Source organism: Limnohabitans sp. 2KL-27 (genome assembly GCF_001269345.1).
In the GTDB taxonomy this organism is placed as follows: domain Bacteria; phylum Pseudomonadota; class Gammaproteobacteria; order Burkholderiales; family Burkholderiaceae_C; genus Limnohabitans_A.
Genome location: NZ_CXOP01000002.1, coordinates 2,007,147 through 2,033,659 on the forward strand (window position 1 = coordinate 2,007,147; position 26,513 = coordinate 2,033,659).

At 61.7% G+C, this 26,513-nt stretch carries 26 protein-coding genes, 1 tRNA gene and 1 riboswitch; of the genes, 12 read left to right on the forward strand and 15 right to left on the reverse strand.

The features are described 5' to 3' along the window. The first annotated feature begins 16 nt into the window (after positions 1-16). Positions 17-1,105 (forward strand): ferrochelatase, encoded by a 1,089-nt coding sequence (gene hemH / locus LHAB_RS12440; protein ID WP_090047949.1) that lies wholly within the window; start codon positions 17-19, stop codon positions 1,103-1,105. A 33-nt stretch (positions 1,106-1,138) separates the two neighbouring features. Here hemH and LHAB_RS12445 read toward each other — a convergent pair whose 3' ends face one another. The 13 genes from LHAB_RS12445 to cysS form a co-directional block, all read right to left on the reverse strand. Beyond that, positions 1,139-2,005 carry an alpha/beta fold hydrolase gene (locus tag LHAB_RS12445; RefSeq protein WP_090046775.1) on the reverse strand — a complete coding sequence of 289 codons (867 nt, stop codon included), beginning with the start codon at positions 2,003-2,005 and terminating at the stop codon, positions 1,139-1,141. Between the two features lie 6 nt (positions 2,006-2,011). Next, positions 2,012-3,115 carry a branched-chain amino acid ABC transporter permease gene (locus LHAB_RS12450; protein WP_090046778.1) on the reverse strand — a complete coding sequence of 368 codons (1,104 nt, stop codon included), beginning with the start codon at positions 3,113-3,115 and terminating at the stop codon, positions 2,012-2,014. Between the two features lie 10 nt (positions 3,116-3,125). After that, positions 3,126-4,112, reverse strand: coding sequence for a branched-chain amino acid ABC transporter permease (locus LHAB_RS12455; RefSeq protein WP_090046780.1), 987 nt, complete (start codon positions 4,110-4,112; stop codon positions 3,126-3,128). Next, positions 4,109-4,849, reverse strand: a complete 741-nt coding sequence (locus LHAB_RS12460) for an ABC transporter ATP-binding protein (protein ID WP_228763422.1) — start codon at positions 4,847-4,849, stop codon at positions 4,109-4,111. Before LHAB_RS12460 ends, LHAB_RS12455 begins: the two co-directional genes overlap by 4 nt. Continuing rightward, the gene (locus tag LHAB_RS12465; RefSeq protein WP_090046784.1) at positions 4,846-5,610 is read right to left on the reverse strand and encodes an ABC transporter ATP-binding protein; all 765 of its coding nucleotides are present in this window, start codon (positions 5,608-5,610) and stop codon (positions 4,846-4,848) included. Before LHAB_RS12465 ends, LHAB_RS12460 begins: the two co-directional genes overlap by 4 nt. Continuing rightward, the gene (locus LHAB_RS12470; protein WP_090046786.1) at positions 5,610-6,797 is read right to left on the reverse strand and encodes a substrate-binding domain-containing protein; all 1,188 of its coding nucleotides are present in this window, start codon (positions 6,795-6,797) and stop codon (positions 5,610-5,612) included. Before LHAB_RS12470 ends, LHAB_RS12465 begins: the two co-directional genes overlap by 1 nt. 205 nt (positions 6,798-7,002) lie before the next feature. Continuing rightward, positions 7,003-8,496 (reverse strand): sigma-54 interaction domain-containing protein, encoded by a 1,494-nt coding sequence (locus tag LHAB_RS12475; RefSeq protein WP_090046788.1) that lies wholly within the window; start codon positions 8,494-8,496, stop codon positions 7,003-7,005. A 147-nt stretch (positions 8,497-8,643) separates the two neighbouring features. After that, a tRNA-Ser gene (locus LHAB_RS12480) sits at positions 8,644-8,736 on the reverse strand. An 18-nt stretch (positions 8,737-8,754) separates the two neighbouring features. Continuing rightward, on the reverse strand, positions 8,755-10,017 hold the full coding sequence (locus LHAB_RS12485; RefSeq protein ID WP_090047951.1) for an aspartate kinase: 1,263 nt from the start codon (positions 10,015-10,017) through the stop codon (positions 8,755-8,757). A gap of 196 nt (positions 10,018-10,213) precedes the next feature. Further along, a complete protein-coding gene (gene tilS / locus LHAB_RS12490; RefSeq protein ID WP_090046792.1) occupies positions 10,214-11,158 on the reverse strand; it encodes a tRNA lysidine(34) synthetase TilS in 945 nt (314 codons plus the stop codon). Between the two features lie 29 nt (positions 11,159-11,187). Beyond that, positions 11,188-12,162: an acetyl-CoA carboxylase carboxyltransferase subunit alpha gene (locus LHAB_RS12495; RefSeq protein WP_090046795.1), complete on the reverse strand. Its 975-nt coding sequence runs from the start codon at positions 12,160-12,162 to the stop codon at positions 11,188-11,190. A gap of 45 nt (positions 12,163-12,207) precedes the next feature. Continuing rightward, a complete protein-coding gene (locus LHAB_RS12500; protein WP_090047953.1) occupies positions 12,208-12,831 on the reverse strand; it encodes a DNA-3-methyladenine glycosylase family protein in 624 nt (207 codons plus the stop codon). A 20-nt stretch (positions 12,832-12,851) separates the two neighbouring features. Next, positions 12,852-14,228 carry a cysteine--tRNA ligase gene (gene cysS / locus LHAB_RS12505; RefSeq protein WP_090046797.1) on the reverse strand — a complete coding sequence of 459 codons (1,377 nt, stop codon included), beginning with the start codon at positions 14,226-14,228 and terminating at the stop codon, positions 12,852-12,854. A 250-nt stretch (positions 14,229-14,478) separates the two neighbouring features. On the opposite strand from cysS, the gene LHAB_RS12510 reads away from it, so the two are divergent. The 4 genes from LHAB_RS12510 (at position 14,479) to LHAB_RS12525 (ending at position 17,056) form a co-directional block, all read left to right on the forward strand. Beyond that, positions 14,479-14,991, forward strand: a complete 513-nt coding sequence (locus LHAB_RS12510) for a tetratricopeptide repeat protein (RefSeq protein WP_090046799.1) — start codon at positions 14,479-14,481, stop codon at positions 14,989-14,991. A gap of 72 nt (positions 14,992-15,063) precedes the next feature. Further along, positions 15,064-15,753 (forward strand): peptidylprolyl isomerase, encoded by a 690-nt coding sequence (locus LHAB_RS12515; RefSeq protein ID WP_090046802.1) that lies wholly within the window; start codon positions 15,064-15,066, stop codon positions 15,751-15,753. Positions 15,754-15,757: 4 nt separating this feature from the next. Then, a complete protein-coding gene (locus LHAB_RS12520; RefSeq protein ID WP_090046804.1) occupies positions 15,758-16,264 on the forward strand; it encodes a peptidylprolyl isomerase in 507 nt (168 codons plus the stop codon). Between the two features lie 12 nt (positions 16,265-16,276). Beyond that, positions 16,277-17,056: a UDP-2,3-diacylglucosamine diphosphatase gene (locus tag LHAB_RS12525; RefSeq protein ID WP_090046807.1), complete on the forward strand. Its 780-nt coding sequence runs from the start codon at positions 16,277-16,279 to the stop codon at positions 17,054-17,056. A 78-nt stretch (positions 17,057-17,134) separates the two neighbouring features. Here the strand turns inward: LHAB_RS12525 and LHAB_RS12530 are convergent, their stop codons facing one another. Then, positions 17,135-19,909, reverse strand: a complete 2,775-nt coding sequence (locus tag LHAB_RS12530; protein WP_194943173.1) for a DUF349 domain-containing protein — start codon at positions 19,907-19,909, stop codon at positions 17,135-17,137. Positions 19,910-20,309: 400 nt separating this feature from the next. Between LHAB_RS12530 and LHAB_RS12535 the strand changes: the two genes are divergently transcribed. The 3 genes from LHAB_RS12535 (at position 20,310) to nrdR (ending at position 23,051) form a co-directional block, all read left to right on the forward strand. Beyond that, entirely contained in the window at positions 20,310-21,077 is a 768-nt protein-coding gene (locus tag LHAB_RS12535; protein ID WP_090046812.1) for a transglycosylase SLT domain-containing protein, read from the forward strand. 39 nt (positions 21,078-21,116) lie between these two features. Then, positions 21,117-21,290: riboswitch (ZMP/ZTP riboswitch) on the forward strand. Positions 21,291-21,344: 54 nt separating this feature from the next. Continuing rightward, on the forward strand, positions 21,345-22,589 hold the full coding sequence (glyA, locus tag LHAB_RS12540) for a serine hydroxymethyltransferase (protein WP_090046814.1): 1,245 nt from the start codon (positions 21,345-21,347) through the stop codon (positions 22,587-22,589). A gap of 12 nt (positions 22,590-22,601) precedes the next feature. Further along, the gene (gene nrdR / locus LHAB_RS12545) at positions 22,602-23,051 is read left to right on the forward strand and encodes a transcriptional regulator NrdR (RefSeq protein WP_090046816.1); all 450 of its coding nucleotides are present in this window, start codon (positions 22,602-22,604) and stop codon (positions 23,049-23,051) included. Positions 23,052-23,084: 33 nt separating this feature from the next. Here nrdR and LHAB_RS12550 read toward each other — a convergent pair whose 3' ends face one another. Beyond that, the gene (locus tag LHAB_RS12550) at positions 23,085-23,660 is read right to left on the reverse strand and encodes a GspH/FimT family pseudopilin (RefSeq protein ID WP_228763423.1); all 576 of its coding nucleotides are present in this window, start codon (positions 23,658-23,660) and stop codon (positions 23,085-23,087) included. Between the two features lie 66 nt (positions 23,661-23,726). On the opposite strand from LHAB_RS12550, the gene LHAB_RS12555 reads away from it, so the two are divergent. From LHAB_RS12555 to LHAB_RS12570, 4 genes are read left to right on the forward strand one after another with little or no spacing between them, the layout of a single operon-like run. Further along, positions 23,727-24,197 carry a type IV pilin protein gene (locus tag LHAB_RS12555; protein WP_090046821.1) on the forward strand — a complete coding sequence of 157 codons (471 nt, stop codon included), beginning with the start codon at positions 23,727-23,729 and terminating at the stop codon, positions 24,195-24,197. Between the two features lie 4 nt (positions 24,198-24,201). After that, positions 24,202-24,840, forward strand: a complete 639-nt coding sequence (locus LHAB_RS12560) for a hypothetical protein (RefSeq protein ID WP_228763424.1) — start codon at positions 24,202-24,204, stop codon at positions 24,838-24,840. Next, positions 24,837-26,045 (forward strand): hypothetical protein, encoded by a 1,209-nt coding sequence (locus LHAB_RS12565; RefSeq protein ID WP_090046823.1) that lies wholly within the window; start codon positions 24,837-24,839, stop codon positions 26,043-26,045. Before LHAB_RS12560 ends, LHAB_RS12565 begins: the two co-directional genes overlap by 4 nt. Continuing rightward, positions 26,042-26,491, forward strand: a complete 450-nt coding sequence (locus LHAB_RS12570) for a type IV pilus modification PilV family protein (RefSeq protein ID WP_090046825.1) — start codon at positions 26,042-26,044, stop codon at positions 26,489-26,491. The genes LHAB_RS12565 and LHAB_RS12570 overlap by 4 nt, the downstream gene beginning before the upstream one ends. Positions 26,492-26,513: the final 22 nt, after the last annotated feature.

Sequence of the window (26,513 nt, forward strand, 5' to 3'; positions counted from 1 at the left end):
GGTGGGAGAATACCGCATGGCATTTCAAAAAGAACCCTCCTTCCAGCATGGTCAGGCCGCCCGCACCGCGGTGCTGTATTGCAACCTGGGCACGCCCAGCGCCCCCACGGCCCCTGCCCTGCGCAAGTACTTGGCCGAGTTTCTGGGTGACAGCCGCGTGGTCGAGATCCCCAAACCCATCTGGTGGCTGATCCTGCACGGCATCATCTTGCGCGTGCGCCCGGCCAAATCGGCCGCCAAGTACGCCAGCATCTGGACCGAGCAGGGCTCGCCCCTCAAAGCGTTCACTGAACAACAAGCCCAATCGCTGGGTACCGAACTGCAAGAACGCGGCCACCACGTGACCGTGCGTTATGCCATGCGCTATGGCCAGCCGTCGATCCCCGAACAGCTCAGCGCCCTCAAAGCCGAGGGGGTGCAGCGCGTCTTGATCGTGCCCGCCTACCCGCAATACAGCGGCACCACCACGGCCAGCGTGTTCGACGCGGTGTACCGCTGGGGCCTGAAAACGCGCCTCATCCCTGAAATGCGCTTTGTCAACCGTTACCACGACGACCCGCGCTACATCGCCGCACTGGCCCAAACCGTGCGCGAACACTGGGCCGCCCATGGTCAAGCCGAGCAACTGGTCATGAGTTTTCACGGTGTGCCCGAGCGCACCCTCCAACTCGGCGACCCCTACCACTGCGAATGCATGAAAACCGGCCGCCTGCTGGCCGAAGCCCTGGGCTTGTCCAAAGACCAGTACAAACTCACCTTCCAGTCGCGTTTTGGCAAAGCCAAGTGGCTGGAGCCCTACACCGAGCCCACCCTGGTGGCCATGGCCGGGCAAGGCGTGAAAAAAGTCGACGTCATCTGCCCAGGTTTCACCAGCGACTGCCTGGAAACGCTGGAAGAAATCCAGCAAGAAGCCCAAGAAGCGTTTTTGCATGCCGGCGGCGAAAGCTTCAACTACATCCCCTGCCTGAACAACAACGCCCAATGGATCGAAGCGCTTGCCGACATCAGCCTCAGCCACATGCAGGCTTGGGACTTGTCAGCGCCGGACGAAAAGGCGTTGGCTGCGAGTCGGGCGCGCGCTTTGGCGCATGGTGCAAAGGCCTGAGGTTTGGGGTTTGGGGTTTGGGCTTGCAGCCCTTCAATGGCTGTCGATAAAGCCTGTCACCCACTCGAGATGCTGAAGCACATTGAGCGCCGGTGCATGCCCGCAACCGGGTACTTCGATGGTTTTGAGCAAGCCCAGCGCACCCGGCCCACGCCGCCGCATATTTTGAACCGTCTCGGGTAACACCAAATCCGATTCGACGCCACGCAGCAGCAACACCGGCAACTTCAGGGCGTCGTAATGGTCCCAAATCAGGTAATCGTTGGGGTGCGCGGTGAACTGCGTCACCATGGCCGGATCGTAGTGTGGCGTCACGCGCCCGTCCGGCAAGCGGCGGGTGGACGTTTCAGCCAGGCGCCGCCACTGGGCGTCGCTGAGCCAACCATAGGGTTTGTAGACCTGACGGAAAAAGGCTTCGAGTTCGGTCACCGTGGCAAATGCGGGCGGGGTGCCCGCATAGGCCTTGATGCGGTCGATGGCCGCCTGGGCCAGTTCTGGCGCGTTGTCGTTGAGCGTGAGGCTCAACAGGCGGTGCTTCAACGTGGGCTCGACCAAGCCCGCTGCACACAGTGTGCCAATGGCCCCGCCCATGGAGGTGCCCACCCAATGCACGGCGCGCAGCTGCAGGCCGTCCATCAGTTCGCGCGCGATGCGGGCATAAAAAGCCAGGCAGTATTCCTGCTGCGGGTCAGAGCTCCACTGCGACAGGCCCCGCCCCACCGTATCGGGACAAATCACCCGGTAGCCTTGCGCGCTCAGGTGCGCGGCGAGTTCGTCCATGTCGCGCCCGGTGCGGGCCAAACCGTGCCAAGCGATCACGGTGCCTTTTTCGGCTTTGCCCCAATCGGTGTAATGGATTTCCAGACCCGCGCAGCGGAGGTAATTCGATGTGAAAGCCATGGGACCTCAACTCTTGGATGCAAGGGGTTTCTCAGACGCCAGCGCCCGCAACGCCGCCCGGCTGCGCAAGCGGCCCACCACGCCCGTCGGAAAGTAATACACCGACAGCACAAACAACAAGCCCAGCCAGAGCAACCAGCGGTCGGGTGAGAGCAAGGACGACAGCAAGGGCAATGCGGCCGTGGCCTCGCTGGCCAAGCGCAGCAGGTCTTGCAAGTAACTCTGAGCCAACAAAAACAGCACCGAGCCAATGGCCGCGCCATAGATGGTGCCCATGCCGCCAATGACCACAATCAGCAACACGTCCATCATGATTTCAAAGCTGAGCGATGTGTCCGGCCCGTTGTAACGCAACCAAAGCGCCAGCATGGCCCCCGCCATGCAGGCATAGAGCGCCGACAACACACTCGACAGGGTGCGGTACACCACCACCCGGTAACCGATGGCTTCGGCACGGAACTCGTTTTCGCGGATGGCTTGCAGCACCCGGCCAAAGGGCGAATTGACGATGCGCAGCATCGACAGCAGCAAAGCCACCGCCAGCACAAACAAAAGGTAATAGCAGAGCAAACGCCCGTCCAGCGATACCCCCAAGAACGGCTCATCGCTGAACTCGGTGCTGGGCAGCAGCAGCTCAGGCAACTTGAAGCTCAGCCCATCTTCGCCGCCCGTGAAGTCGGACAGTTGCGAGGCGAGTGTCTGGAATGCGGCCGCCACGGCCAGTGTGATCATGGCGAAAAAGATGGCCCGCACTCTGAGCGAGAACAGACCAATTGCCAGCGACAGCAACAGCGTCAGGGCCAGCGACAGCGCAAAACCCGCCGCCAAGGCCCCCCAGGTCGGTCCCCAGGTGTTGGACGAGATGGCGATGCCATAGGCCCCAATGCCAAAGAACATGGTGTGCGCAAAACTCACGATGCCGGTGTAGCCCAAGAGCAGGTCAAAGCCCGCCACCAGCACCACAAAGATCAGCACCTTGGCCGCGACCGACAAGGCCTTGACCCCCGGAAACAAAAACGGGGCCAAGGCCAGGCCCAGCAAGGTCAGCGCCAGCAAAACGGCCAACAGGCGGCTGCGCGGGTGGTCGTTGGAAATCAATCGGTTGAGCATGGAGATTTCCTCAGCGGTTCGCCACGGGGTACACGCCCTGCGGACGCCACAGCAGCACAGCCGCCATCAGCGCAATGTTGGAAAACAGCGCCAGTTTGGGGGCCAGAAAGCCGGTGTAGTTGGCCATCAGGCCGACCAGCAAGGCCCCAATCAGCGCCCCGCCCGTGGAACCGAGCCCGCCAATGATGATGACGATGAAGATCAGCACATTGACCTGCGCGCCCATCTGTGGCACCACATTTTGTTGGTACAGGCCCCACATGACACCGCCCAAGCCCGCCAGCGCGCTGCCCACCACGAACACGCCCACAAACAGGCGGCGGATGCGGTAACCCAGTGACTCGACCATCTCGCGGTCCTGCACGCCGGCACGAATGAGCAGGCCGATCTTGGTGCGGCCCAGCACCCACATCTGCGCGGCAAACACGGCCAGGCCTACGGCTACGGCCAGCACACGGTATTTTTCGATGGCCGCTTCGCCCCAGAACACCGAGCCGCGCATGGCCTCGGGCAAAGGCAAGGCGATCTGCAGCGGGCCCCAGATGACCTTGATGAGCTCTTCGCCAATGATCATGCCGCCCATGGTGATCAGGATCTGTTTGAGGTGCTGGCCATACACCGGCCGCACGATGAAGCGCTCAAACGCCAGGCCCACGGCCGCGGACACCGCCATGGCGATCCCCATGGCCGGCAACACCGCCAGCATGTTGCGCCACCACTCGCCCGAGCCTGTCCAGTCGCCCATGGCGCCCAGCACACTGGTCGCAACAAAAGCGCCCAGCGCAATGAACAGGCCGTGGCCAAAGTTCAGCACGTCCATCAGGCCAAACACCAGCGTGAGGCCTGAGGCCATGATGAAGATGATCATGCCCATGGCCAGGCCCGCCACGGTGAGCGTGAGCCAGGTCGAGCCTGAACCGATCAAGGGCCAGGCCAACAAGGCCAGCACGGGCACCAGCAGCAATGGCCGGGTATCGATGTCTTGCAGGAATTTCATAAGGCCAGTCCCAACAAGGATTGCTGCAAGGCGGGGTCTTCGGCCAGTGCTTGCATGCGGCCCGCGTGCACCACGCGGCCGTTGTCCATGACCGCCACGGTGTCGCCCAACTGCTGCGCAAAATGGATGTTTTGCTCCACCAACAAAATCGTCACCCCGCTGGCCTTGAGCTGCTTGAAGGCGTCGATCATGTTCTCAATGATGGCCGGGGCCAAGCCCTTGCTGGGCTCGTCAATGATGAGCAAATCACGCGGCTCCACCATCGCCCGCGAAACGGCCAGCATCTGCTTTTGCCCGCCGGACAATTTGCCCGCCGGGTGGCTCCAGAACTTTTCCACGGCCGGGAAGAGTTTGAAAATCCACTGCAGCCGCGCCTCGTCCATCTGCGCCGCGTGGCGGGCGCCGCGGGCGGCGAGCAACATGTTTTCCTTGACCGTCAGGTCCGAAAAAATACCCATGTTTTCCGGCACATAGGCGATGTTCATTTGCGCAATCGCTGGCGTGTTGAGTGCCGTGATGTCTTCACCACCGAAGCGGATGCGCCCTTGCGAGGCCTGCCACAGGCCCATGATGGTGCGCAGCATGGTGGTCTTGCCCGCGCCGTTGCGGCCCAACAGCAAGGTGAGCTCGCCACGCGGCACAACCAGATCCACCCCGTGCAGGATGTGGTAAGCCCCGATGTGCGTGTGCACGCCCTCAAGGCTGAGCAAATGGGGGTTCATGGCGACGGGCCTCATGCGGCCACCTTGGCTTTGCCCAAATAGGCTTCTTGCACGATGGGCGATGCGATCACGGCATGGGGCTCGCCATCGGCCACCAAAGAGCCGTTGTGCAGCACGATGATGCGGTCGGCCAGCTCGCGCACCACGTCCATCTTGTGCTCCACCAGCAAGATGGTCTTGCTTTTGTCTTGTTTGAGCTGGCGGATCAGATCCAGAATCACCGGCGCTTCGTCGTGGCTCATGCCGGCCGTGGGTTCGTCGAACATGTAAACCGAGGGCTCCAGCGCCATGAGCAGGGCCACTTCGAGTTTGCGCTGGTCGCCATGCGGCAGGCTGGCCACAGGGGCGTCCTGCTGCAGGGTCATAGAGACGGATTGCAAAATCTCCAAGGCGCGACTCGTCAAGGCCGCGTGGTCGCTCCAGATGCTCCACAGGTTCAAGCCTCGGCGGTGCGCCCCCTCTTTCGTGGCCTGGACCGCCAGGCGCACGTTTTCCAGCACCGACAGGTTCGGAAACAGGTTGGTCAACTGGAAGGCCCGCCCCAGGCCTGCACGGGTGCGGGCCGAGGCGCTCAGGCCGGTCAACTCGCGCCCGTTCAGGTGCACCGCCCCCGCCGAGGCGGGCAACTGCCCTGAGATCAGATTGAAGTAAGTGGTTTTGCCCGCCCCGTTGGGGCCGACGATGGCCGTGAGCGTGCCGGGTTCAAAGCGGCACGACACCGCATTCACCGCCACATGCCCGCCAAACCGCACCGTGAGGTTTTGCGTTTCCAGCATCAGCGTTTGTTGCGGATGGGCACGTTCATTTCTTCGGGCTTGATCTCACGGATCAGCTCGGGCACACCCCAAGCGAAGGCCGGGTCGATCTTGATCTTGAAGTGGTACATGCTTTGCATGGCCTGGTGGTCTTCCTTACGGAAGGTCATCTTGCCCTTGGGCGTGTCAAAGCTCATGCCTTCCATGGTGCTGATGAGCTTGTTGGTGTTGGTATCGCCATTGGTCTTTTTCAGGGCGGTGACCAAAGCCATAGCAGCCGAGAAACCACCGGCCGTGAAGAAGTCCGGAGGCGTTTTGAACTGTTGGTAATGCGAGGCCACCATGGCGTCGTTGACCGGGTTCTTGGGCATGCCGAAGTAATAGTAGGCCGCACCCTCCATGCCGGGGAACTGCTTGTAGGCCACCATGGCGGGCAGGATGTTGCCGCCCGTGGCGATCTCGATGCCGTAGCGCTTGAGGTCCATGTCGGCGATCTTGAACGGGTTGCCACCGGCCCAGATGATGAAGATGATCTTGCGGCCCGGCAAAGCCTTGAGCTTGTCGATCATGCGCTGTGCGCCTGCGGTGAAGTCGGTGGTCGCGGGCGGCAGGTATTCTTCATGCACCAGCTTGGCTTTTTTGACAGAGTCCCTGAATGCCTTGACGCCATCGCGGCCGAAAGCCGAGTCTTGCGCCATGGTGACGATGCTCACGCCGTCTTTGTCCACTGCCACGGCGTTGGCAATCGCGTCTTGGCTGCTGTTGCGGCCGGTGCGGAAGATGTATTTGTTCCACTTGTCACCGGTGATGGAGTCGGCCACAGCAGGCTCCACCAACAGGATTTTTTTGTACTCTTCGGCCACCGGCAGCATGGCCAGCGCCACGGGCGAGGCGGTCGGGCCCACCGCCAGATCCACCTTGTCGTCACCATAGGCGGCGGCCAGCAGGTTCTTGCCCAGGTCAGGCTTGCCCTGATCGTCTTTCTCGATCACTACAATCTTGCGGCCGTTGATGGCCATGCTGCCGCCGGTGGCGTAACTCAAGCCCATCATCAGCCCGGTCTGGGTCTGTTTGCCATAGGCTTCGAGCGGACCGGTTTTGCTGTAAATGTGGGCGATTTTGATGTCTTGGCCCTGGGCCATGACCGCCGGGGCCATAGAAGATGCCAGAGCCAAAGCGGCCAAAGAAATGAGGTGTCGACGGAACATGGGGGTCTCCTGTAGGAATGAGCGTGCGGTTGTCACACAAGCGTATGAGCACAACTTGTGCCAGAAAGTGGCCGGCACGTCCCCATCCTAAACCCTTGTCAGGCTTGGAATTTTGACCGTTATCGAATGAAGTCGCGTCAATTTGACTAAAAATCAGACATTCAATATGTCTATTTAAAAGACATATGTATTATTTTCAGGCAATTCAAGGCAGCCGCAAATAGAGCTTGGCGCGAGACACGCCCAGCAGCTTGGCCGCAGCCACTTTGTTGCCTTGGGTGGCTTCCAGGGCTTTGGCCACGGCCAAACGCTCCAGCGCCTCCACCTGCTCAGACAAGGGTGCCAACCAATCGTCTGCGTCCTGCGGCCGTGTTGGCAACAACGGCAGCCGCGCTGTGGGCACCGGCGAGATCTGGCTCAGGCCAGACTCGCGCAACACCAGCGCCACTTCGGCCGCATCCACCACCCCGGTATCGCTGCGCAACAACAATTGTTCAAGGACATTGCGCAATTCGCGCACATTCCCGCGCCAGTGCTGGGCCGACAACAAGGCCACGGCTTGGGGGCTGAATTCGGGGTGCGGCAAATCGCTGCGCAAAGCCAGCTCCTCGGCGAGCACCTCGATGAGGGCGGGAATGTCCGAGGCCCTGTCGCGCAAGGGCGGCACCCGCAAGGGCAAGACATTCAGGCGGTAAAACAAATCCTCCCTGAACTGCCCGGACTGCACAAGTTGGACCAGGTCACGCGAGGTGGCGGCCATGATGCGTGCATCGAAAGGCACCAGGCGGTTGGAGCCCAAGGGCTCGATCTCGCCTTCTTGCAAGGCACGCAACAACTTGGCCTGCAACCCCAAGGGCATGTCGCCGATTTCGTCAAGGAACAAGGTGCCGCCGTCCGCCAACTTGAACTTGCCGTCCCGACCCTTTCGGTCTGCACCGGTGTAGGCGCCCGGCGCCACGCCAAAAAATTCTGCTTCCAGCAAAGTTTCGGGCACCGCCGCAATGTTGACACTGACCAGCGGCCCTTTGGCTCGGGGCGATGAGGCGTGAATGGCATGGGCCAACAACTCCTTGCCCGTTCCCGTTTCGCCCAACAAAAGCACCGGACTGCTCGACTGCGCGGCCCTGCGCGCTTGACGCTTGAGATCGACCACAAGCGCGCTGGAGCCGATGAAACTGGCAAAGCTGTGCCGGGCCTGGCGCAGGCCCATCCCCGAGCGGCGTTGCACGGCCAAGGCGTCACGCGCTTCGTCCAGCTCCCGTTGCATCAAAGAAAATTTAGTGAGAAAAGGCTGCAAATTCGATTGGGGTTGATCGAACAACACCACCCCCAAAGCGCCAATGACCTGGCCGGCATCGTCGTGCAAAGGAAAGCGGCTCACCACAAAGGTGCCGGCCTTGTTGGTCAACAAATCGATCAGGATGGGCTTGCCCGTTTCAAGCACCTGCAGCATCTGCGTGTTCTGCACCACCGCCGACACGGGCTTGCCGACAAACTCCTGCTCACTGGCAAAACCCAGGGCGGGCAAAAACCGCCGGTACTGGTCATTGATCCACACCACACTGCCCGAGCGGTCCACCAGCAGCATGCCCTCGCTGGCATGGGCAAAGACGTCAAACAGCGACTTGGCCGCCAAATTCAGGATGCTCTGTGCATCCTTGGGCAAACCGGTCAGGTCAGATGATGAAGTTAATGGCATCTCTTGATCTTACCGATGCCCATCGGCCAAGGTTCGGAACGTCTCAATCGACAGCTTCGGTCGGCAGCGGTGTGCTGTGGGCGAGGGACATGCAGGGGGAAGGGGGAAAAGAAAAAACCCGTGTGATGAATCACACGGGTTTCAACTTGGCGGAAACGGAGGGATTCGAACCCTCGATGAGGCTCTACACCCCATACTCCCTTAGCAGGGGAGCACCTTCGGCCACTCGGTCACGTTTCCAGTGGGTCAAATTATAACTTAGGCTTGGTCCAGATCGAAGGCCTTGTGCAATGCTCGAACGGCCAATTCCATGTATTTTTCGTCAATCACGACCGAGGTCTTGATTTCTGAGGTGGAGATCATTTGGATGTTGATGCCCTCTTCGCTCAAGCTGCGGAACATCTTGCTGGCCACGCCCACATGGCTGCGCATGCCAATGCCCACAATGGACACTTTGCAGATCTTGGCGTCGCCAGACACTTCGGCTGCACCCAGCGCCGGCAGCACTTTTTCCTTGAGCAGGTCAAGGGTTTTGGCGTAGTCGTTGCGGTGCACGGTGAAGCTGAAGTCGGTCTTGCCGTCTTTGCTCAGGTTCTGAATGATCACATCGACTTCGATGTTGGCATCGGCCACAGCGCCCAAGATTTGGTAGGCAATGCCGGGTTTGTCGGGCACGCCCAACACAGAAATTTTGGCTTCGTCGCGGTTGAATGCGATGCCGGAAACGACGGCTTGTTCCATTTGTTCGTCTTCCTCAAAAGTGATCAGGGTGCCCGACTGGGCTTCTTCGTTGATGTCGATGTCCCAAGGCGTGAAGCTGGAGAGCACGCGCATGGGCACTTTGTATTTGCCGGCGAATTCAACCGAGCGGATTTGCAGCACTTTCGAGCCCAAAGAGGCCATCTCCAGCATCTCTTCAAAGCTGACCGTGTGCAGGCGGCGCGCTTCGGGCACCACACGGGGGTCGGTGGTGTAGACACCGTCCACATCGGTGTAGATCAGGCATTCATCGGCTTTGAGGGCCGCAGCCACCGCCACAGCCGAGGTGTCAGAGCCGCCCCGCCCGAGGGTGGTGATGTTGCCGTTGTCGTCCACGCCCTGAAAACCCGTGATGATGACCACCTTGCCAGCGTTCAGATCACCCCGCACGCGCACATCGTCAATCGATTCAATGCGGGCTTTGGTGAAAGCGCTGTTGGTCTTGATGGGCACCTGCCAGCCCGCATAGCTGACCGAAGGCTGGCCTTCGGCTTGCAGGGCAATGGCCAGCAAGGCCGACGATGCCTGCTCGCCCGTGGAGGCCAGCTGGTCGAGTTCGCGGTTGTAATCTTGGCCAGGTTTGGCGGGGGCCAGCTCTTTGGCCAGGCCCAGCAATCGGTTGGTCTCGCCGCTCATGGCGCTGGGAACCACCACGATTTGGTGACCAGCACGGGTCCATTTGGCCACGCGCTTGGCGACGTTGCGAATGCGCTCGGTCGAGCCCATCGAGGTGCCGCCGTATTTGTGAACGATCAAAGCCATGTGCAGTTCTGAAAAGAAAGAGAAAGCAGGCACGGGTTTCAAGAAATTAAGTGAAGCCAGCACTGCCCAATAAAAAAGGGGTTTTGGCCCCAGCAAAGCCTGTCGATTGTACCAACCGGGCTGACGCCTAAATGACCCGACAAACCGCCCCTGCCCTGCCGGCCAACGGGAACCTGCATGCCCCCCAGGGCGCCCTCTATGAAGCCAGGTAGGACAAACAGCCGCCATCCCGGGTGACAAAACCACGCCCCACCTTGAGCTGCAATTGATGGCCGCGCGTCGTGCACGCGGCCACTTGGTCCAGCAGTTCATGCAGCTGCGCGGTGCTGGGCGTGGTGGCATGGTGAAGCCTCAACCAGTGGCGCAACACCAGCACTTGGCGAGCGCGGCTGAGCTGCTGCAAAGCCTGGATGCGTGGCGGCACACCCACATGCGCCAAGTCTTGCGCCGCCACTTCGTTCAAAACCTCTTGTGCCTGGGCAGCGTGCTCGGCGCTGCGGGCAAAGGTTTCGCGAAAAGCGGGCAACGCCTCGGCCAGTGCAGGCAAGACGCGGGCGCGGATGCGGTTGCGGGTGAACGTCTCGAGGGTGTTGCTGGGGTCTTCGACCCAGCTTTGGCCTTGGCTTTGCAGCCATTGACGCAAGGCTGTGCCGGGCACGGCCAAGCATGGGCGATGCCAGTTCAAGCCCAGCCGCTGCCAATGCGCCGGCATGCTGGCCAGACCGGGCAAACCGGCGCCGCGCGACAAGGCGATCAGCAAGGTTTCAACTTGGTCATCGGCGTGCTGGGCCAAGGCCACATCACGCACCTCGGGCCATTCGTTTTTCACCGCTTCGGCCAGCGCTTGGTAACGGGCTTTGCGGGCGGCGTCTTCCGGGCTTTGGCCGGGCGCATGTCCGGCCTGCACGCGACGCAGGGCCAGCGGGATACCCCACTGCGCACAGACAGCGCGGCAGTACGCCTCAAAACCATCGGCGGCCGCTTGCAAGCCGTGGTGGATGTGCACCGCCCTCACCTGCCCGGGCCAACGCCGGGCGCAGGCCACAAGGAGCGCGGTCGAGTCGGCGCCGCCACTGAAGGCCACAGCAAAAGGAAGGCCCGGACTGAAATCAGCCAGGGCCTGTTCAAGGGTTTGCGCCATCTGGGAAGCCTGACGGCTCAACGCGGGGATTACTTGCCCACTTTGGTGTCGGTGAAGCGGCCGTAGCTGTTCAGGCGCTCGTAGCGACGCTCCTGCAGCTCTTTGGGCTTGAGGTCGGCCAGCTGACGCCAGGCATCGCCCAAGGCGCGCTTGAGGAAAGCCACCATTTGCTCGGGGTCCCGGTGGGCCCCACCCACGGGCTCGTTGACGATCTTGTCCACCAAGTTCAAGGCCTTGAGGCGGTGCGCGGTGATGCCCAGGGCATCGGCAGCCACCTCGGCTTTGTCGCTGGTTTTCCACAAAATCGAGGCACAGCCTTCGGGGCTGATGACCGAGTAGACCGAGTACTGCAGCATCAGCACTTGGTCTGCCACCGAAATCGCCAATGCGCCGCCGGAGCCACCTTCACCAATGATGGTGGTGATGATCGGCACTTCCAGCTGCGCCATCTCGAAGATGTTGCGGCCAATGGCTTCGGACTGTCCGCGCTCTTCGGCGTCGATGCCGGGGTAGGCGCCGGGTGTGTCCACAAAAGTGAACACCGGCAGCTTGAACTTTTCCGCCGTTTTCATGAGGCGCAGCGCTTTGCGGTAGCCCTCAGGTTTGCTCATGCCAAAGTTGCGCAAGGTGCGCTCTTTGGTATCGCGCCCTTTTTGCTGACCCAGCACCATGCAGGCCTGGCCATTGAAGCGGGCCAAGCCCCCCACAATCGACAAATCGTCGGCAAAGTGGCGATCGCCGTGCATCTCGACAAAATCGGTGAAGATGCCGTGGATGTAGTCCAGGGTGTAAGGCCGCTCAGGGTGACGGGCGATTTTGGTGATCTGCCAGGGGGTCAGATCGCTGTAAATGTCTTTGGTCAGTTGCTGGCTTTTTTTGCTCAGCTGGTCGATCTCGAGGGTGATGTCCACCGCCGACTCGGTCTGCACATAGCGCAACTCTTCGATCTTGGCTTCGAGTTCGGCAACGGGTTGCTCAAAGTCGAGAAATGTTTTTTTGGCCAAGTTTGACTCCTCTGTTCATGAACGGGTGGACGCCTCGTCCTGCCCTCAATACGCCACCGGCACGGGGTCCAGCGAGCGCCAAATATACCAAGTTGCCACGGTCGAATAAGGGCTCCAGGCTTGGGCCACCTCACGGGCGTCACTGCGGCTGACCGGCTCACCGGAAAAGTAGTTGCGGCTGATGCCGTTGATCAGGCCCACATCATCGAGCGGCAGCACATTGGGCCGCATCAGGTGAAAAATCAGGAACATCTCGGCCGTCCAGCGGCCGATGCCGCGGATGGCCACCAGCTCGTCGATGATGGCGTCGTCGTCCATCTCTTGCCAGGCTTTGACGTGCACCGTGCCGGAGCTGAAATGCATGGCCAAGTCGACCAGGTATTCCACCTTGCGGGCCGACAAACCGGCCGCACGCATGTCGTCCACCTTGAGTTTGAGCACACCAGCCGGCGTCAGGCGTTTGGTCAACACAGAAAAACGGTCCCAGACCGATTGCGCCGCCTTGACCGAGATTTGCTGCCCCACGATGGAACGCGCCAAAGTGACGAAAGCATCCCCCCGGGTTTCCAAAATGGCGTTGCCGAACTGGGGAATGAGCTTTTTCATGACCCGGTCTTTTTTGGCCAGGTGTGCACACGCCTCGGCCCAATACGCGGGCGTGACGGGCATCACCGCAGGCGTCACGGCAGTCACTGAGCCGCCTCCCAGGTGGTGCCAGCGGCCGAGTCTTTCAGCACGATGCCTTGCGCCAGCAAATCGTTGCGGATGCGATCGGCCTCGGCGAAATTCTTCGCCTTTTTGGCGTCGGCCCGGGCCTGGATCTGGGCCTGAATGGCCGCTTCATCCAGCCCAGCACCCGATTGCAGGTAGGCCGTCGGATCGGTTTGCAGCAAGCCCAACAAGCCGCCCAAATTTTTGAGCAAGCCCGAACGCTCGGCCGAGCCCGTGCGGTTGACTTCGCTGGCCAGCTCAAACAGCACGGCCACGGCTTCGGGTGTGCCGAAGTCCTCGTCCATGGCCGCTTTGAAGCGGGCCGCCATGGGGTCGGCCCAGTCGATCGCCCCCGTGACGGGCGGCACGGCTTGGAGCGCGGTGTACAGGCGTTTCAAGGCGCCTTTGGCGTCGTTCAGGTGCACATCGCTGTAATTGAGCGAGCTGCGGTAGTGGCTGCGCACGATGAAAAAGCGCACCGTCTCGGCGTCAAACGCTTGCAGCACATCGCGGATGGTGAAGAAGTTGCCCAGGCTCTTGGACATCTTCTCGTTGTCGACGTTGATGAAGCCGTTGTGCATCCAAAAACGCGCCAGAGGCTGGCCGTTGGCGCCTTCACTTTGGGCGATTTCGTTTTCGTGGTGCGGGAACTGCAGATCGGCCCCGCCGCCATGGATGTCAAACGTCTGGCCCAGCAGCTCACAGGCCATGGCCGAGCACTCGATGTGCCAGCCCGGGCGGCCCGAACCAAAGGGGCTGGCCCATTTCACATCTTCGGGCTCGGTGGGCTTGGCGCTCTTCCAAAGCACAAAATCGAGCGGGTCTTGCTTGTCCGTCTCCACGGCCACGCGTTCACCGGCATTCAATTCGTCCAGTGACTTGCCGGACAACTTGCCGTAACCCGCGAACTTGCGCACCGAATAGTTCACATCGCCATTGCCAGCGCGGTAGGCCAGGCCTTTTTGCTCCAACGTACCGATCATGCTGAGCATCTGGGGGACGTAATCGGTGGCCCGGGGTTCGTGCTGGGGGCGCTCGATGCCCAAGGCGTCGGCGTCCTGATGCAGGGCGTCGATCATCCGGTCGGTGAGGCTGCGGATCGTTTCACCGTTGTCCAGGGCGCGCTTGATGATCTTGTCATCGATGTCGGTCACATTGCGCACATAGGTCACTTGGTAACCGCTGGCCCTGAGCCAGCGCTGCACCACATCGAAGGCGATCATGGAGCGGGCATGGCCGAGATGGCACAAGTCGTACACGGTCATGCCGCAGACGTACATGCGCACATGGCCTGGCTCGGCCGGCAAAAATTCGGAGACAGCACGGCTCAGCGTGTTGAAGATGCGCAGACTCATGTCAGATCAAAGATTCTTTTTAGTACAACCACCCACACGACAGTGTCCGGCATCGGCATCTGATCGGCTCAGGAAAATTCAAAAACTCAAGGCCATGAAGCGGATTCCAAACCCAATTTTCGGGTGGGCATCTCCCCCTGCCAACGGCCTGCTGGCCGCCTGCCCTCCGCTACAATGGATGTTCAGTATATCCCCGACGGGACTCCTGCTCCCAATTCCTGGCAGCCCGAATTCAACCCTTTTGGCGCGCATGCAAGCTCTACTTTCGTTCGTATTGACCGGTCTTTTGCTGCTCTCCTGTGTGGGTGCCCAGGCGGACGTTTACCAGGACGTGAACCGGCTGGTCGGGGCAGCAGAGTGGTCCAAAGCGCAAACGCAAGCCCAAGAACACCTCAAGACCCGTCCAACCGATCCGCAAATGCGCCTGTTGCTCAGCCGCATTCAGGATGGCCTGGGCCAGACCGCATTGGCCATGGACACCCTGCAGGCCTTGACCCAGTCGTACCCAGAGTTGCCCGAACCGCACAACAACTTGGCCGTCCTGCTGGCCCGTCAAAACCGCTATGCCGAGGCCTTGGTCCAGTTGCAAGACGCTGTGCGTGCTCGGCCCGATTACGGCACCGCCCTGGAAAACCTGGGTGATGTTTACATTGCACTGGCCATTGAGGCTTACCAAAACGCCAGCCGATCAGCAGCCCAGCAAAGCCGGGTGACCAGCAAGCGTCTGGCCGCTGAACAGCTGCTGAAGTCATCGGCCCCTTAAGGCGGCACCACAACTGAGCGCCTCATCCAGCTCACCCCTGCCCTGACCCCTCTGACCCGTTGGAAGAACACGATGCGCCGCAACCGATTTTTGAGAACTTTGGCCCTGACGCTGGCCCTGCCTTTGGCATTGGCGATGCCCCTGGCCAGCCAGGCTCAGACGGGCGGCGTGAGCAAAGTGCGCATCAGCACGTCCATGGGTGACATCGAAGCCGAGCTCTACGCGGACAAAGCCCCCAAAACCGTCGCCAACTTTTTGCAGTACGTGAATGACAAGCACTACGACGGCACGATCTTTCATCGGGTGATTGCGGGCTTCATGGTGCAAGGTGGCGGCTTCGATGCCCAATACAAAGAAAAGAAAACCCGGGCCCCGGTGCAACACGAGGGACGCCAAGCGCTCGCTGGTGGCCTGAAAAACACCACCGGCACGCTGGCCATGGCCCGCACCAACGACCCCCAATCGGCCACCGCACAGTTCTTCATCAATGTGGTGGACAACGCATTTTTAGACCCCACCCCGATCCCGGACGGTGACCCGGTCGCCAAATTCCAATACCAGGGCCGTGTTTACGAAAACGTGGCCCGTGCCCAATTGCTGAACGCCCCCCAACTGTTTGGCTACACCGTTTTTGGCAAAGTCACGTCCGGCATGGACGTGGTCCAAAAAATCCGCAACACGCCCACGGGCGCTGGCGGCCCCTTCCCGACCGATGTTCCACGGACGCCGGTTGTCATCCAATCCATCACTTTGTTGAAGTAACACCATGAGCAACCCACAAGTCGAACTGCACATCACCGGCTACGGCGTCATCACCCTCGAACTGGATGCTGAAAAAGCCCCCAAGTCGACCGAAAACTTTCTGGCCTATGTGAACAAGGGCCACTACAACAACACGATTTTTCACCGCGTGATCCCGGGCTTCATGGTCCAAGGCGGCGGCTTTGAGCCCGGCATGGGCCAAAAGCCCACCGACGCCACCATCGAGAACGAGGCCAACAACGGCCTCAAAAACGACGAGTACACCGTGGCCATGGCCCGCACTTCAGCCCCCCACTCTGCCTCCTCGCAGTTTTTCATCAACGTCGCCAAAAACGACTTTTTGAACCACACCGCCCCCTCCATGCAAGGCTGGGGCTATGCGGTGTTCGGCAAAGTGGTCAAGGGCACTGAAGTGGTCGACCAGATCAAGGGCGTTAAAACCGGCAACCGCGGCGGCCACGGTGACGTGCCCAAAGAGGACGTCGTGATCGAAAAAGCCGTCGCCATCTGAGCGTGACCCGCCATGTCTGACCCGCGCACCACCCGGCCGAGCATCGGCTTGTTGTCTGCGCCTGAGACATGGCACACCGTGGATCTGATTTCGGACCTGCACCTGCAGGCCTCTGAGACCGCCACGTTTGAAGCCTGGCGGGACTACATGGCGAGCACCCCCGCCGACGCGGTGCTGATCTTGGGTGACCTGTTTGAGGTCTGGGTCGGCGACGATGCCGCCGCCCTGGACCCTTTCTTGCAAAGTTGTGCCGAGGTCTTGCGCCAAACGACGCAAGGCAAGCACGTCGCCTTCATGCCTGGTAACCGCGATTTTTTGGTAGGCCCGGAGTACTTGGGCCGATGTGGCGTTGAGCCCTTGACCGACCCCACCTTGCTGACCCTGGGACAGCAACGCATTTTGCTCACCCACGGCGACGCCCTGTGCCTGGACGACAAGCCTTACCAGGCCTTCAGACTGCAGGCGCGCAGCCCCGAATGGCAGCAAGCGTTTTTGGCCAAGCCTTTGGCCGAACGCCAGGAATTTGCCCGGAGTTTGCGGGCGCTGAGCGAGTCACAAAAGCACGAGGGCATGAGCTTTGCCGATGCCGACTTGGACATGGGCCTTTTCTGGCTGGCACAGGCCCAGGCCGATCTCTTGGTGCATGGCCACACCCACCGCCCCGCAGACCATGCCTTGGGCCCGGCTCTGCGCCATGTGCTGAGCGATTGGTCACTGGACCACGCCCCTTTGCGTGCTCAGGTGTTCAGGCTGCAGCGCGATGGCGGTTCACAGCGCATCGATTGGCTTTAAAACGGCTCTCTTTTCAATACCCGCACCTCGAAAAAAAACGGCCGCTCGAGAGCGGCCGTTTTGCATGCAAGGGGCTGATCAGCCGCGCAGCAGGTTCTTCAAAACATTTTGCAAACGGCGCGCAGCGGCCTCTTCATGCGGGCCGGACAGAACCTGGGCCACATCCTGACCCCAGGTTTCGCGGGGGCCGGGCTGGTTGCGTTGGGTCAGCAGTTGCAATTGCAGCATGCGGCGCTCGCTCAAACTGTCGGCTGGTGTGGGCACTTCGGCGGCCATTTCCAAGCGCAACAACGCCGTGGCAGCCGCCGCTTTGGCGGGGGTGCTGACCGCTTGTGCCCAAGCCTGGCGGGTCGCAGCGTTGATGGCACGACCCAACTCTTGTGCGCTCGGCAAGGCATCGGCCTGACGCTCTTGCCAGGCGCCCATCAAACGGGTCAGTGTTTCGCCGTGGGCTTGCGCGGCCAGTTTGCGCAGCGACATTTCGGCGCGCTCCAACGCTTCGCGCTGGGCGCGGAAAGCCGCATCACCCAAGCGTGGCCCACGGTCTTCGCGCAGATCACGGCCTTCACCGCGTGCGCCGCGGTCACCAAAACGGTCGCCACCACGCTCACCCGGGCGGCCAGGACCCCGATCACCACCGGGGCGCGCACCGCGCTCACCGGGACGGCCGTCACGCCGGCCATCGCGACCTGCAGCAGCTTCTGTTTTCTTTTGGCCGGGACGGTCATCACCACGCACGGCCACAACAGGCTTGGCCGGTTTCGGTGGGGCCACGGGGGTGACTGGCGCCTCGACTTCGGCAGCAACCGTGCTGTCGCCCGCCACGTCGGACGCCGGAGCCCCTTCGCCCGGCTCGGCAGCGGTTGGGGCCTCATCGGCGAGAACGTCTGCCGCTTGAGCCGCAGCAGACAGAGGGGCCACGGTCACGGTGGGTGCCGGATTTTGTGCAGTTTGCGCTTGCAGGGCTTGGCCACGCAAGGCGGCATCCAGGGCGGCCATGGCTGCGCGGATTTGGCTGGCATCGCCACCCGCATTGGCCTCGTCGAGGGCTTTGGACGCGTCGATCACGGCGCGGTCGCGGGCCGTCAAAGGGGCCGCCGAGGTGTGGCGCTCGGTGCCTTTGCGTTGGAAGGCTTCGTCCAGCGGCGCGCGGAACACTTCCCAGAGTTTTTGTTCGGTCTTGCGGTCCAGCGGCACGGCTTGGGCTTCCACTTGCCAGCGTTGCTGCAAGGCCTTGACGGCGTCCACACGCAAAGCAGGGGCAGCGCCCAACTCACGCGCTTCGTTGATCAGGGCCTGACGGCGTTCAACGCTGGCTTTCTGGGCGGCTTCAAGACGGGCAGCAGCGACTTTGAAAATCGCCTTCCACTGGGTCTGCATCTCGCCAAAGGCTTTTTCACTCAGGTGGCCCGCATTGCGCCAGCGGTCGGCAAACTGGTGCAGCGCACGCAACTGGGCACGCCAGTCCTCGCTCTCGGCGTTGGCCGCCGTCCAAGCTTTGACCTCGTCCATCAGGGCCACGCGTTGGGCGCGGTGGTCAGCGGACTCTTTTTTCATCTGCTCGAGCCAAGACAGCACCGCTTTGTAGGCTTCGTTGCATGCGGCATCGAAGCGCTTCCACAGGGCGTGATTGGGCAAACCGCCTTGATCGGTTTGCTTCCAGCTGTCGCGCAATTGGCGCAACTTGTCCTGCATTTTGCGACCGCCCATGGTGGGCACCTTTTCGGCGTCCAGCAGGCCTTCGGCCTGGGCCACCAGGGTCTGACGCACCTGGTCGGCCAGCCAGCGTTGCCAGCCCTCGGCGTCGCCCCCTGCGGTCAAGGCCTTGTGCAATCGCTCGTCCAACGTGGTGTCCAAGTTCTTGCCGTGGGTTTTGAGAGCCACGCGCAAAGCCTGGGTCCCCTCGGTCAATGCAGCGCCCTCACTCTCGGTGATCTGCTTTTCGAGGGCTTCAAGCACCGGTGTCACGGCCTTGAGCGCTTGCTCGCGCAGGGCCTGGCGTTGGGCCGCATCCATCTTGGGCTTGGCAGGCTTGGCCTCCTTGGCCACATCACTGGAAACAGTCCCTGCGGGGGCAGGCTGCTCGGCCACAGCCTCTCCGCGCAAACGTCGAATTTCATCGGCCCACACAGGCACAGAGGGCAAAGCGGCAGTCGCATCGGTCTGGGCTTGCAGTGCCAGTTCCAAAGCGGCCGAAAAACCCTGCCAGACGGCCTGCAGCTGGCTTTGCGCGGCATCAAGCTGGGCCGGAAATTTCAAGTCTACGCTGGGCCAGACGGGGTTGGTGCTGAGCTGCCCGGCTTGGGCTTGCCACTGGGCCACATCGGCCTTCACGCCGTACAAGCCGGCTTGGGCCTCGGCCATGGGCTTGGTCGAGAGCACTTCGATGCGCTGCGCCAGCAAGACAGCGGCTTCGCGCTGCACCATCACCTGGTGTTGCAGGTCTTCCACACCTTTGACCACTTCAGCCAAGCGCAGCTTCAAGCTGGCCAAGGGTTCCCGCGAGAGGGGTGCGCCCGCTTTGGCTGCGTCGCGCTGCCAAGCCATGGCGTCACCCATGTTCAGGCGCGGGGCTTGCAACATCTGCTGAGCTTTTTGTGCCCAGTCGCTGGCCAAAGCGTCTTGTCCGTGCAAGCGCTTGAGCTCGTCGAGCTTCTCCTTCAGGAGCTTGGCTGCGCCTTTATCCCGCAAGGCCATCTCGCGGTAGACCTCGGCCAAGGCGTCAGCAGTGGGTTCGGTCGTGAGCCATTCGCGCAAACGGGCACTGCGCTCGCCTGAGGTGATGGCATGGAAGGCCCCACCGGTCAAGGAGTCAAGCGCGGCGAGGTCTAGAGGCTTTGAAGATGAAGTCACGGTAAAAACTTTAAAACACAGTCCATGCCAAATACGGCATCAGCGTCAGGCCGGTCACGCCCACACAGTGGGCAGCGCAACACAGGCGACAAGGTCGTATTTTCGCCGGTATTTGGGCCGAGCCGATCCCTTTTGAGGAATACGGGCCAATCTCTTGTGAATTCGATCGCGCTCGGAATTCCATATATCAATATCGAATAACTTACTATTTTGATAGTATTGACTCGTTATTAAATGTTCCTAGAATTCGCCCATCCCAAGATCAGGGATAACCCGACACCTCTGCCACTTTGAACGGGTGCCTTTGCGTCAGACCGATGCGCTGCAAGCCCCGCTCCCCACCCCAACCACCCGCGCTGGCTGATGTCCAACACCATCGCGAGCCAAGAAAGGAAGTGCCATGACGGCGCCACTGAGCATGTCACGCCTGAGCCTGTGCCTAGAGACTTGGGCCTCCGATGTCCGTGCAGGTTTTGTGGAAGTCACCCGCCACGGCCTGGCCCTGTTCGGCTTGGTGGTGGTGATCGTGAGCCTGGGCTTTTTGGCTCGCCCCAGCCTGCAAACAGCCGCCAGCGACATGCTTTTGGGTTGGCTCGAAATCCGCCAGAGCGTCGCCTTGGAGCCACCTGTCGTGGGACACGCGGCCAACCGCTCAACCACACAAAGTTTGGACAATTTGACGCCAGACCAGGCGGCTGTGACCCTTTGGCTCAGCCGCAAATACCGCGTCTCCACCGAGCCCATGGGGGCCATGGTGGCCGAGGCCTGGCGCTTGGGCGAGCGCAGCCAACTGCCCCCCAGCCTGATCCTGGCCATCGTGGCGATTGAGTCCCGATTCAACCCGTTTGCCTCGGGCAGCCAAGGCACCGTGGGCCTGATGCAACTGGAAATCAAGGCCCATGCGGAAGTGCTGGGCCAGTTTGGCGGCCCCTTGTCGGCTTTCGATCCCCTGACCAATGTGCGCGTGGGGGTTCGGCATTTGCAAAGCCTGCTGCAGCAAAGCAGCACACTGGAAGAAGCTTTGGCGCTCTATGGCACGTCTTCAGGCCAAGCCCTGGAGAGCCAGTACGTGGACCGTGTCCGGGCAGAGCAAAGATTGCTGGAACAAGTCACTCAAGCACAAGGTAGCGCCGCTGTGCTCACCCAGAACGGACTGGCACGGCTTTGAGTGATCTGGGACCGAAAGGCCGCAGCGCTCGGCTACACTAGCAAGGTGCGCGACTGGCGATAGGAGCCCCTTCTTTTCCAAGACAAGGTGGGATCACTCTGACGTGGAGCGCGGTGGCCGCCTGGCCACCCCAGAACCACTGGGAAGCGCACAGCCCGGAGCTGGCCTTAGAGGCCCGCCACGGGTTTTCAGCCGTTCGCCTGGGCAGCCCTTGTTGGGAACTTTTCACAAGTTGCCCGGCGAGGTTCCATCATCTGAAGGACTGCCGTGTACCACCGCCAAATTCTGATTGAACAAACCGATCCCGAGCTGTTTGCCGCCATCCAGGCCGAGAACGCCCGCCAAGAACACCACATCGAGCTGATCGCGAGCGAAAATTACGCCTCGCCCGCCGTCATGGCCGCCCAAGGCAGCCAGCTGACCAACAAATACGCCGAAGGCTATCCGGGCAAGCGCTACTACGGTGGTTGCGAGCACGTGGACGTGGCCGAGCAACTGGCCATTGACCGCATCAAGCAAATCTTTGGCGCAGAAGCAGCCAACGTGCAGCCGCACTGCGGCGCGTCCGCCAACGAAGCCGTGTTCCTGGCTTTCCTGAAACCCGGAGACACCATCATGGGCATGAGCCTGGCCGAAGGCGGCCACCTGACCCACGGCATGCCCCTGAACATGTCGGGCAAGTGGTTCAACGTGGTCTCCTACGGCTTGGACAAGAACGAAGCCATCGACTACGACGCGATGGAAGCCAAAGCCCGCGAAACCAAACCCAAGTTGATCATCGCCGGCGCATCGGCCTATTCGCTGCACATCGACTTTGCCCGCTTTGCCAAAGTGGCCAAAGAAGTCGGTGCCATCTTTTTGGTGGACATGGCCCACTACGCGGGTCTGATTGCTGCTGGCGTCTACCCCAACCCCGTGCCCCACGCGGATGTGGTGACCTCGACCACCCACAAGAGCCTGCGCGGCCCCCGTGGCGGCATCATCTTGATGAAGGCCGAGCACGAAAAAGCCATCAACAGCGCCATCTTCCCCGGCCTGCAAGGCGGCCCGCTGATGCATGTGATTGCGGCCAAGGCCGTGGCTTTCAAAGAAGCGCTGCAGCCCGAATTCAAGGCCTACCAAGCCCAAGTGATCAAGAATGCTCAAATCATCGCCGAGACCTTGACCGCTCGCGGCCTGCGCATCGTGAGTGGCGGCACCCAGAGCCACGTCATGTTGGTGGACCTGCGTGCCAAGGGCATCACCGGCAAGGTGGCCGAAGCCGCGTTGGGCAATGCCCACATGACCATCAACAAGAACGCGATCCCGAACGACCCTGAAAAGCCATTCGTCACCAGCGGCGTGCGCATCGGCACCCCGGCAATGACGACACGGGGCTTTAAGGACGAAGAAGCCCGCGCCACGGCGCACCTGATTGCGGATGTGCTGGACAACCCGCTGGACGAAGCCAACCTGGCCACTGTGCGCGCCAAGGTGCATGCGCTGACCAGTCGCTTCCCGGTCTACGGCTGATCGGCGCGCGCGATGAAATGCCCGTTTTGCGGCCACCTCGAAACCCAGGTGGTCGAGACACGTCTGGCCGAGGACGGGGATTTCATCCGGCGACGCCGCCAATGTGGGGCCTGTGAAAAGCGCTTCACCACTTACGAAAAGCCTGAAGTCAATTTCCCGGCCATCGTCAAAAAGGATGGCCGGCGCATCGATTACCAGCGCGACAAACTGCGCGGCAGCCTGAATCTGGCCTTGCGCAAACGGCCCGTCAGCACCGAACAGGTGGACAGCGCCATCGAGCGCATCGAAGAAAAACTTTTGAACCTGGGCATCCGCGAGGTGGCTTCTCACCGCATCGGCGAATTGGTCATGCGCGAGCTCAAAAAGCTCGACAAAGTGGCGTATGTGCGCTTTGCCAGCGTGTACCGCAACTTTGAAGACATCGACGAATTCAAGACCTTGGTGGACGAGGTCCAAAGCTGAGGGTGCTCGGGGCGATGGGCCCGAGCCTGGACTTCAAGGGCATTCCTGCGGTGTGTAGCTGGCCATCCTAGGCTTGCCCAAAGCGTTGCTGACCACCTGCCAGCCGACCGAAGATGAAGCCCGGCAAAAGCGCCAGGTCCCGGCCATGAACGCACCATTGGCGGTCGCACTGCGCCCCTCTGGCCCATAGGAAAAGTAAGTTTTCAAAGTGCTGGTCGCGGTCAGTCTCAGGCCCGGCGGCAAGGCGGCGTGCGTCTCGATCAGCGCCTCACCGGCATCTTGCAGGCCGTTGTCGTTTCCATCTACAAACACCAGCCAGCCTTGTTGCCATTGGCCGTTGGCGTCACAGCCACCCCCACTGGCCTGAGCGCACAAGCTGATGCGCTGCTGGCGGCGCAAGGCCTCCGAGCGCGCGAGCACCAGGCTGTTCAGCAATCCCTCGGCTTGGGCTTGCAGTTGGTGCCTGGCCCGCAAATCCGACATGGCGGGCGCGCCCATGCCCACCAAAATGCCCAGCAAAACCAACACCACCAAGGCCTCGATCAAGGTAAAGCCTTGGGCGTGGGCGCTTGGCTGTGCCTTGACGGGGTTTGAAGAGGGATGACGCATGGTGGGTTGCACTGTACAAGATGAATACATAAGGCCACAATAAAAACAAACAACAGGAGAGCATTCATGCCCGTGGCCCTCAGGGGTATGGCCCCGCCCCAACGCCACCCCCTCCCAAACAGCCGAGGTTGGACTTTGGCCGAACTGCTGGCCGTGGTGGCCTTGATGGGGCTGCTCGGGGCCCTGGCCCTGCCCACTTACCAACAGCAGCAGCGCCAGGCCCGCCGCAGCGATGGGCAAGCGGCGCTGCTGCAACTGCAAATGGACCAAGCCCGCTGGCGCAGCCAGCACGACAGCCACGCCGACAACCTGAGTGACCTCGGCTGGGCCAGCGATCGCTCACCCTTGGGGCACTACCAGATCACCTTGACCGAAGCCAGCGCCGAAGGCTATGCGGCCCAAGCCATCCCCTTGAACAGCCAGGCCTCAGACCGGGACTGCACGCCTTTGCGCCTGAGCTGGCAAGGCAGCGCCACCGCGCTGTTGGGCGCTGGCGAACACCTGGACAGCGATCCCCACCGCTGCTGGCGGCGGTGACCACATGGCAGACGAGCACATGACAGGCGCGCATGAACGGGGGGAAACCTTGATGGGCCTGCTGGTGGGCTTGTCGGTCGGGTGGGTCGTGCTGGCGGCTGGCAGCGCCTTGCTCTCCACCCACCTGCGTGGCCACCGCATGGCCTTGCACGACAGCCATCTGCACCACGACCTGCGCTCGGCCATGGACTGGATGGCCCGGGAGCTGCGCAAAGCCCATTACAGCGCCGGCGCCTGGGCAAGCCGTTCACCTGCGGCCTGCAAAGACGCGTTTTGCGATGGCCCGGAAGACTTCAGCATCAAGGGCAAGCAGATCGAGTTCAGCCACGACCGCAACCACAACGGCGAGCAAGACAAGAACGAATGCATGGGGTTTCGGCTGAGTGGCAAGGCGCTGCAAACCAAAAGGTCCTGCAGCGCCAGCGGTGATTGGCTGGCCATCACCGACAACGCCAACCTGCAGATCACCGATTTGCGCTGGCAACTGCGCTGTGAGCAGCGCCAAGGCTGGCTGCACCGCAGCGTTGAAATGGCCTTGACGGCGCAATGGCCCAACGACCCCTCGCGGCAGGTCAGCCTGACGCACACCGTGCATTTGCGCAACGACTTGCCGGCCAGCCAACAGGCGCTGTTTTGCCCATGACACGCCATCGCGCCTTCAAACAAAGCGGCGCCATCACTTTGCTGGTGGCCATCGCTTTGGTGATCCTGGCCAGCTTGACCAGCTTTTACAGCATACGCAGCGTGTTGGTGGACCAATTGGCCAGCCAGAACCACGCCCGCGCCAAGCAAGCGCAGTTGGCGGCTGAAGCGGCTTTGGCCCATGCACAGGCCATGCTGCTGACCACGCCCATCCAGGATCTGTTGAATCACCCAACCCCCTGCCCCAAAGGCTTGATCGGCCTGCAGTGGCAATGCAGTGCATTGGGGCTGATGCCACACCCGGCCCTGCCGCAAGCGCAGCTGAGCGCCATCGCCGCGCGCGACCTGCTCACGTCGCCGCATGTGCTCACACTGCACGCCAGCGCCAACATGGCCGGACAGCACAGCCAGGCCTTGGTGCGAGAGAGCCTGTTCGCGCCCACCGTGGCCCCAGCGCCCACCCTGGCAGCGCCCGCGGCGCTCGTGCTCAATGGCTGCGTCAGCGAAAGCGCAGCCGCCAAGCTGCGGGTCTGTCCGCTAAACAGCCAAGGCCCTGCCTGCGCCAACAGCGTCAAAGGCCCTGCGGTGCTCAGTCATTGGGCAGCGGACACCGACGGCAATGGCAGCCTCTCCAGCGCCGAAAAAAATGCCTGCCTGGCCCTGAGCGCCGCCAGCTTGCCCGGTGGAGGCAGCCAAAACGGACCTGACACCGCCAGTCCCCGCAGCCCCTGCACACGCGCCGCTTGGCGCAGTGTGTTGGGTGACATCACCGACGCACAACTGCAAGCCTGGTCCTCAGCCCAAGAACGCAATGGCCTGACCGCGCGCAGCACCCCTGCGCGCACCATTTACTGGATTGACAGTCCCGCCGACTGGCAAGACAACGTGGGCTCGGTGGACAACCCGGCTCTGCTGGTGTTTTCAGCCCAGGCCTGTGCCCAGCGCTGTCCGCGCATCGGCGTGGGTGTGCGCATTCACGGCAGTGTCCTGATCGATTCGGGCTGCAACGACGACAAAATGCGCGGCTGGCAGGCCGGGACCATCGAAGGCCAGCTGGTGGTGGAGTCGGGCCTGCCCGAATGGCGATCGGGCACCGTGCTGGCGCGGCCCGAAGGGCGCAACGCCTACATCCTCAACTGGCCGCAGGGCATCGATGCCACACGCCTGCAGCGCATTCAAGGCAGCTGGAGCGAGGGCGCGCCATGACCCGCACCGCATCAGCCCAGCAAGGTGTGGCCCTGATCGAAGCCCTGATCGCTTCGGCCGTTCTGGGCATTGGCCTGGTGGGAGCCACGCAGTTGACCCTCAGAACGCTGAACACCGCCAGCGAAAACCGCCAACACACGGTGGCCCAACACCTGGCGCAAGAAGCGATGGACTGCCTGCAGGTCCAAGCCAGAACGGCCCTCGCTGTGTGCCCGCCACAGACCCTTGTGCAGGTGCAGGGTGTGCGCTACCAGAGGGAAGCAAGCAGCAAACCCCGTGGTGATGGGGCGCTGACCGACTTGCATGTGCGTGTGCAATGGGCCGCCCCAGGCCGACGCTCGGCCGCAGCCGCTGACCTCCAATCGCAGGCCAGCTCAGACAAAAGCATCGACTGGCACAGCAGCACGTCGGCATTGCCCGGCTGGCTTGGCGTATCCTCGCCCTAGTCCGTGTACGCTTTGCCCTACA

What these genes read in the sequence shown, in the direction of transcription:
- hemH (WP_090047949.1), top strand. Translation starts at nt 17, where the DNA reads ATGGCATTTCAAAAAGAACCCTCCTTCCAGCATGGTCAGGCCGCCCGC.
- LHAB_RS12445 (WP_090046775.1), bottom strand. Translation starts at nt 2,005, where the DNA reads ATGGCTTTCACATCGAATTACCTCCGCTGCGCGGGTCTGGAAATCCAT.
- LHAB_RS12450 (WP_090046778.1), bottom strand. Translation starts at nt 3,115, where the DNA reads ATGCTCAACCGATTGATTTCCAACGACCACCCGCGCAGCCGCCTGTTG.
- LHAB_RS12455 (WP_090046780.1), bottom strand. Translation starts at nt 4,112, where the DNA reads ATGAAATTCCTGCAAGACATCGATACCCGGCCATTGCTGCTGGTGCCC.
- LHAB_RS12460 (WP_228763422.1), bottom strand. Translation starts at nt 4,849, where the DNA reads ATGAGGCCCGTCGCCATGAACCCCCATTTGCTCAGCCTTGAGGGCGTG.
- LHAB_RS12465 (WP_090046784.1), bottom strand. Translation starts at nt 5,610, where the DNA reads ATGCTGGAAACGCAAAACCTCACGGTGCGGTTTGGCGGGCATGTGGCG.
- LHAB_RS12470 (WP_090046786.1), bottom strand. Translation starts at nt 6,797, where the DNA reads ATGTTCCGTCGACACCTCATTTCTTTGGCCGCTTTGGCTCTGGCATCT.
- LHAB_RS12475 (WP_090046788.1), bottom strand. Translation starts at nt 8,496, where the DNA reads ATGCCATTAACTTCATCATCTGACCTGACCGGTTTGCCCAAGGATGCA.
- LHAB_RS12485 (WP_090047951.1), bottom strand. Translation starts at nt 10,017, where the DNA reads ATGGCTTTGATCGTTCACAAATACGGCGGCACCTCGATGGGCTCGACC.
- tilS (WP_090046792.1), bottom strand. Translation starts at nt 11,158, where the DNA reads ATGGCGCAAACCCTTGAACAGGCCCTGGCTGATTTCAGTCCGGGCCTT.
- LHAB_RS12500 (WP_090047953.1), bottom strand. Translation starts at nt 12,831, where the DNA reads ATGCCCGTCACGCCCGCGTATTGGGCCGAGGCGTGTGCACACCTGGCC.
- cysS (WP_090046797.1), bottom strand. Translation starts at nt 14,228, where the DNA reads ATGAGTCTGCGCATCTTCAACACGCTGAGCCGTGCTGTCTCCGAATTT.
- LHAB_RS12510 (WP_090046799.1), top strand. Translation starts at nt 14,479, where the DNA reads ATGCAAGCTCTACTTTCGTTCGTATTGACCGGTCTTTTGCTGCTCTCC.
- LHAB_RS12515 (WP_090046802.1), top strand. Translation starts at nt 15,064, where the DNA reads ATGCGCCGCAACCGATTTTTGAGAACTTTGGCCCTGACGCTGGCCCTG.
- LHAB_RS12520 (WP_090046804.1), top strand. Translation starts at nt 15,758, where the DNA reads ATGAGCAACCCACAAGTCGAACTGCACATCACCGGCTACGGCGTCATC.
- LHAB_RS12525 (WP_090046807.1), top strand. Translation starts at nt 16,277, where the DNA reads ATGTCTGACCCGCGCACCACCCGGCCGAGCATCGGCTTGTTGTCTGCG.
- LHAB_RS12535 (WP_090046812.1), top strand. Translation starts at nt 20,310, where the DNA reads ATGACGGCGCCACTGAGCATGTCACGCCTGAGCCTGTGCCTAGAGACT.
- nrdR (WP_090046816.1), top strand. Translation starts at nt 22,602, where the DNA reads ATGAAATGCCCGTTTTGCGGCCACCTCGAAACCCAGGTGGTCGAGACA.
- LHAB_RS12550 (WP_228763423.1), bottom strand. Translation starts at nt 23,660, where the DNA reads ATGCGTCATCCCTCTTCAAACCCCGTCAAGGCACAGCCAAGCGCCCAC.
- LHAB_RS12555 (WP_090046821.1), top strand. Translation starts at nt 23,727, where the DNA reads ATGCCCGTGGCCCTCAGGGGTATGGCCCCGCCCCAACGCCACCCCCTC.
- LHAB_RS12560 (WP_228763424.1), top strand. Translation starts at nt 24,202, where the DNA reads ATGGCAGACGAGCACATGACAGGCGCGCATGAACGGGGGGAAACCTTG.
- LHAB_RS12565 (WP_090046823.1), top strand. Translation starts at nt 24,837, where the DNA reads ATGACACGCCATCGCGCCTTCAAACAAAGCGGCGCCATCACTTTGCTG.
- LHAB_RS12570 (WP_090046825.1), top strand. Translation starts at nt 26,042, where the DNA reads ATGACCCGCACCGCATCAGCCCAGCAAGGTGTGGCCCTGATCGAAGCC.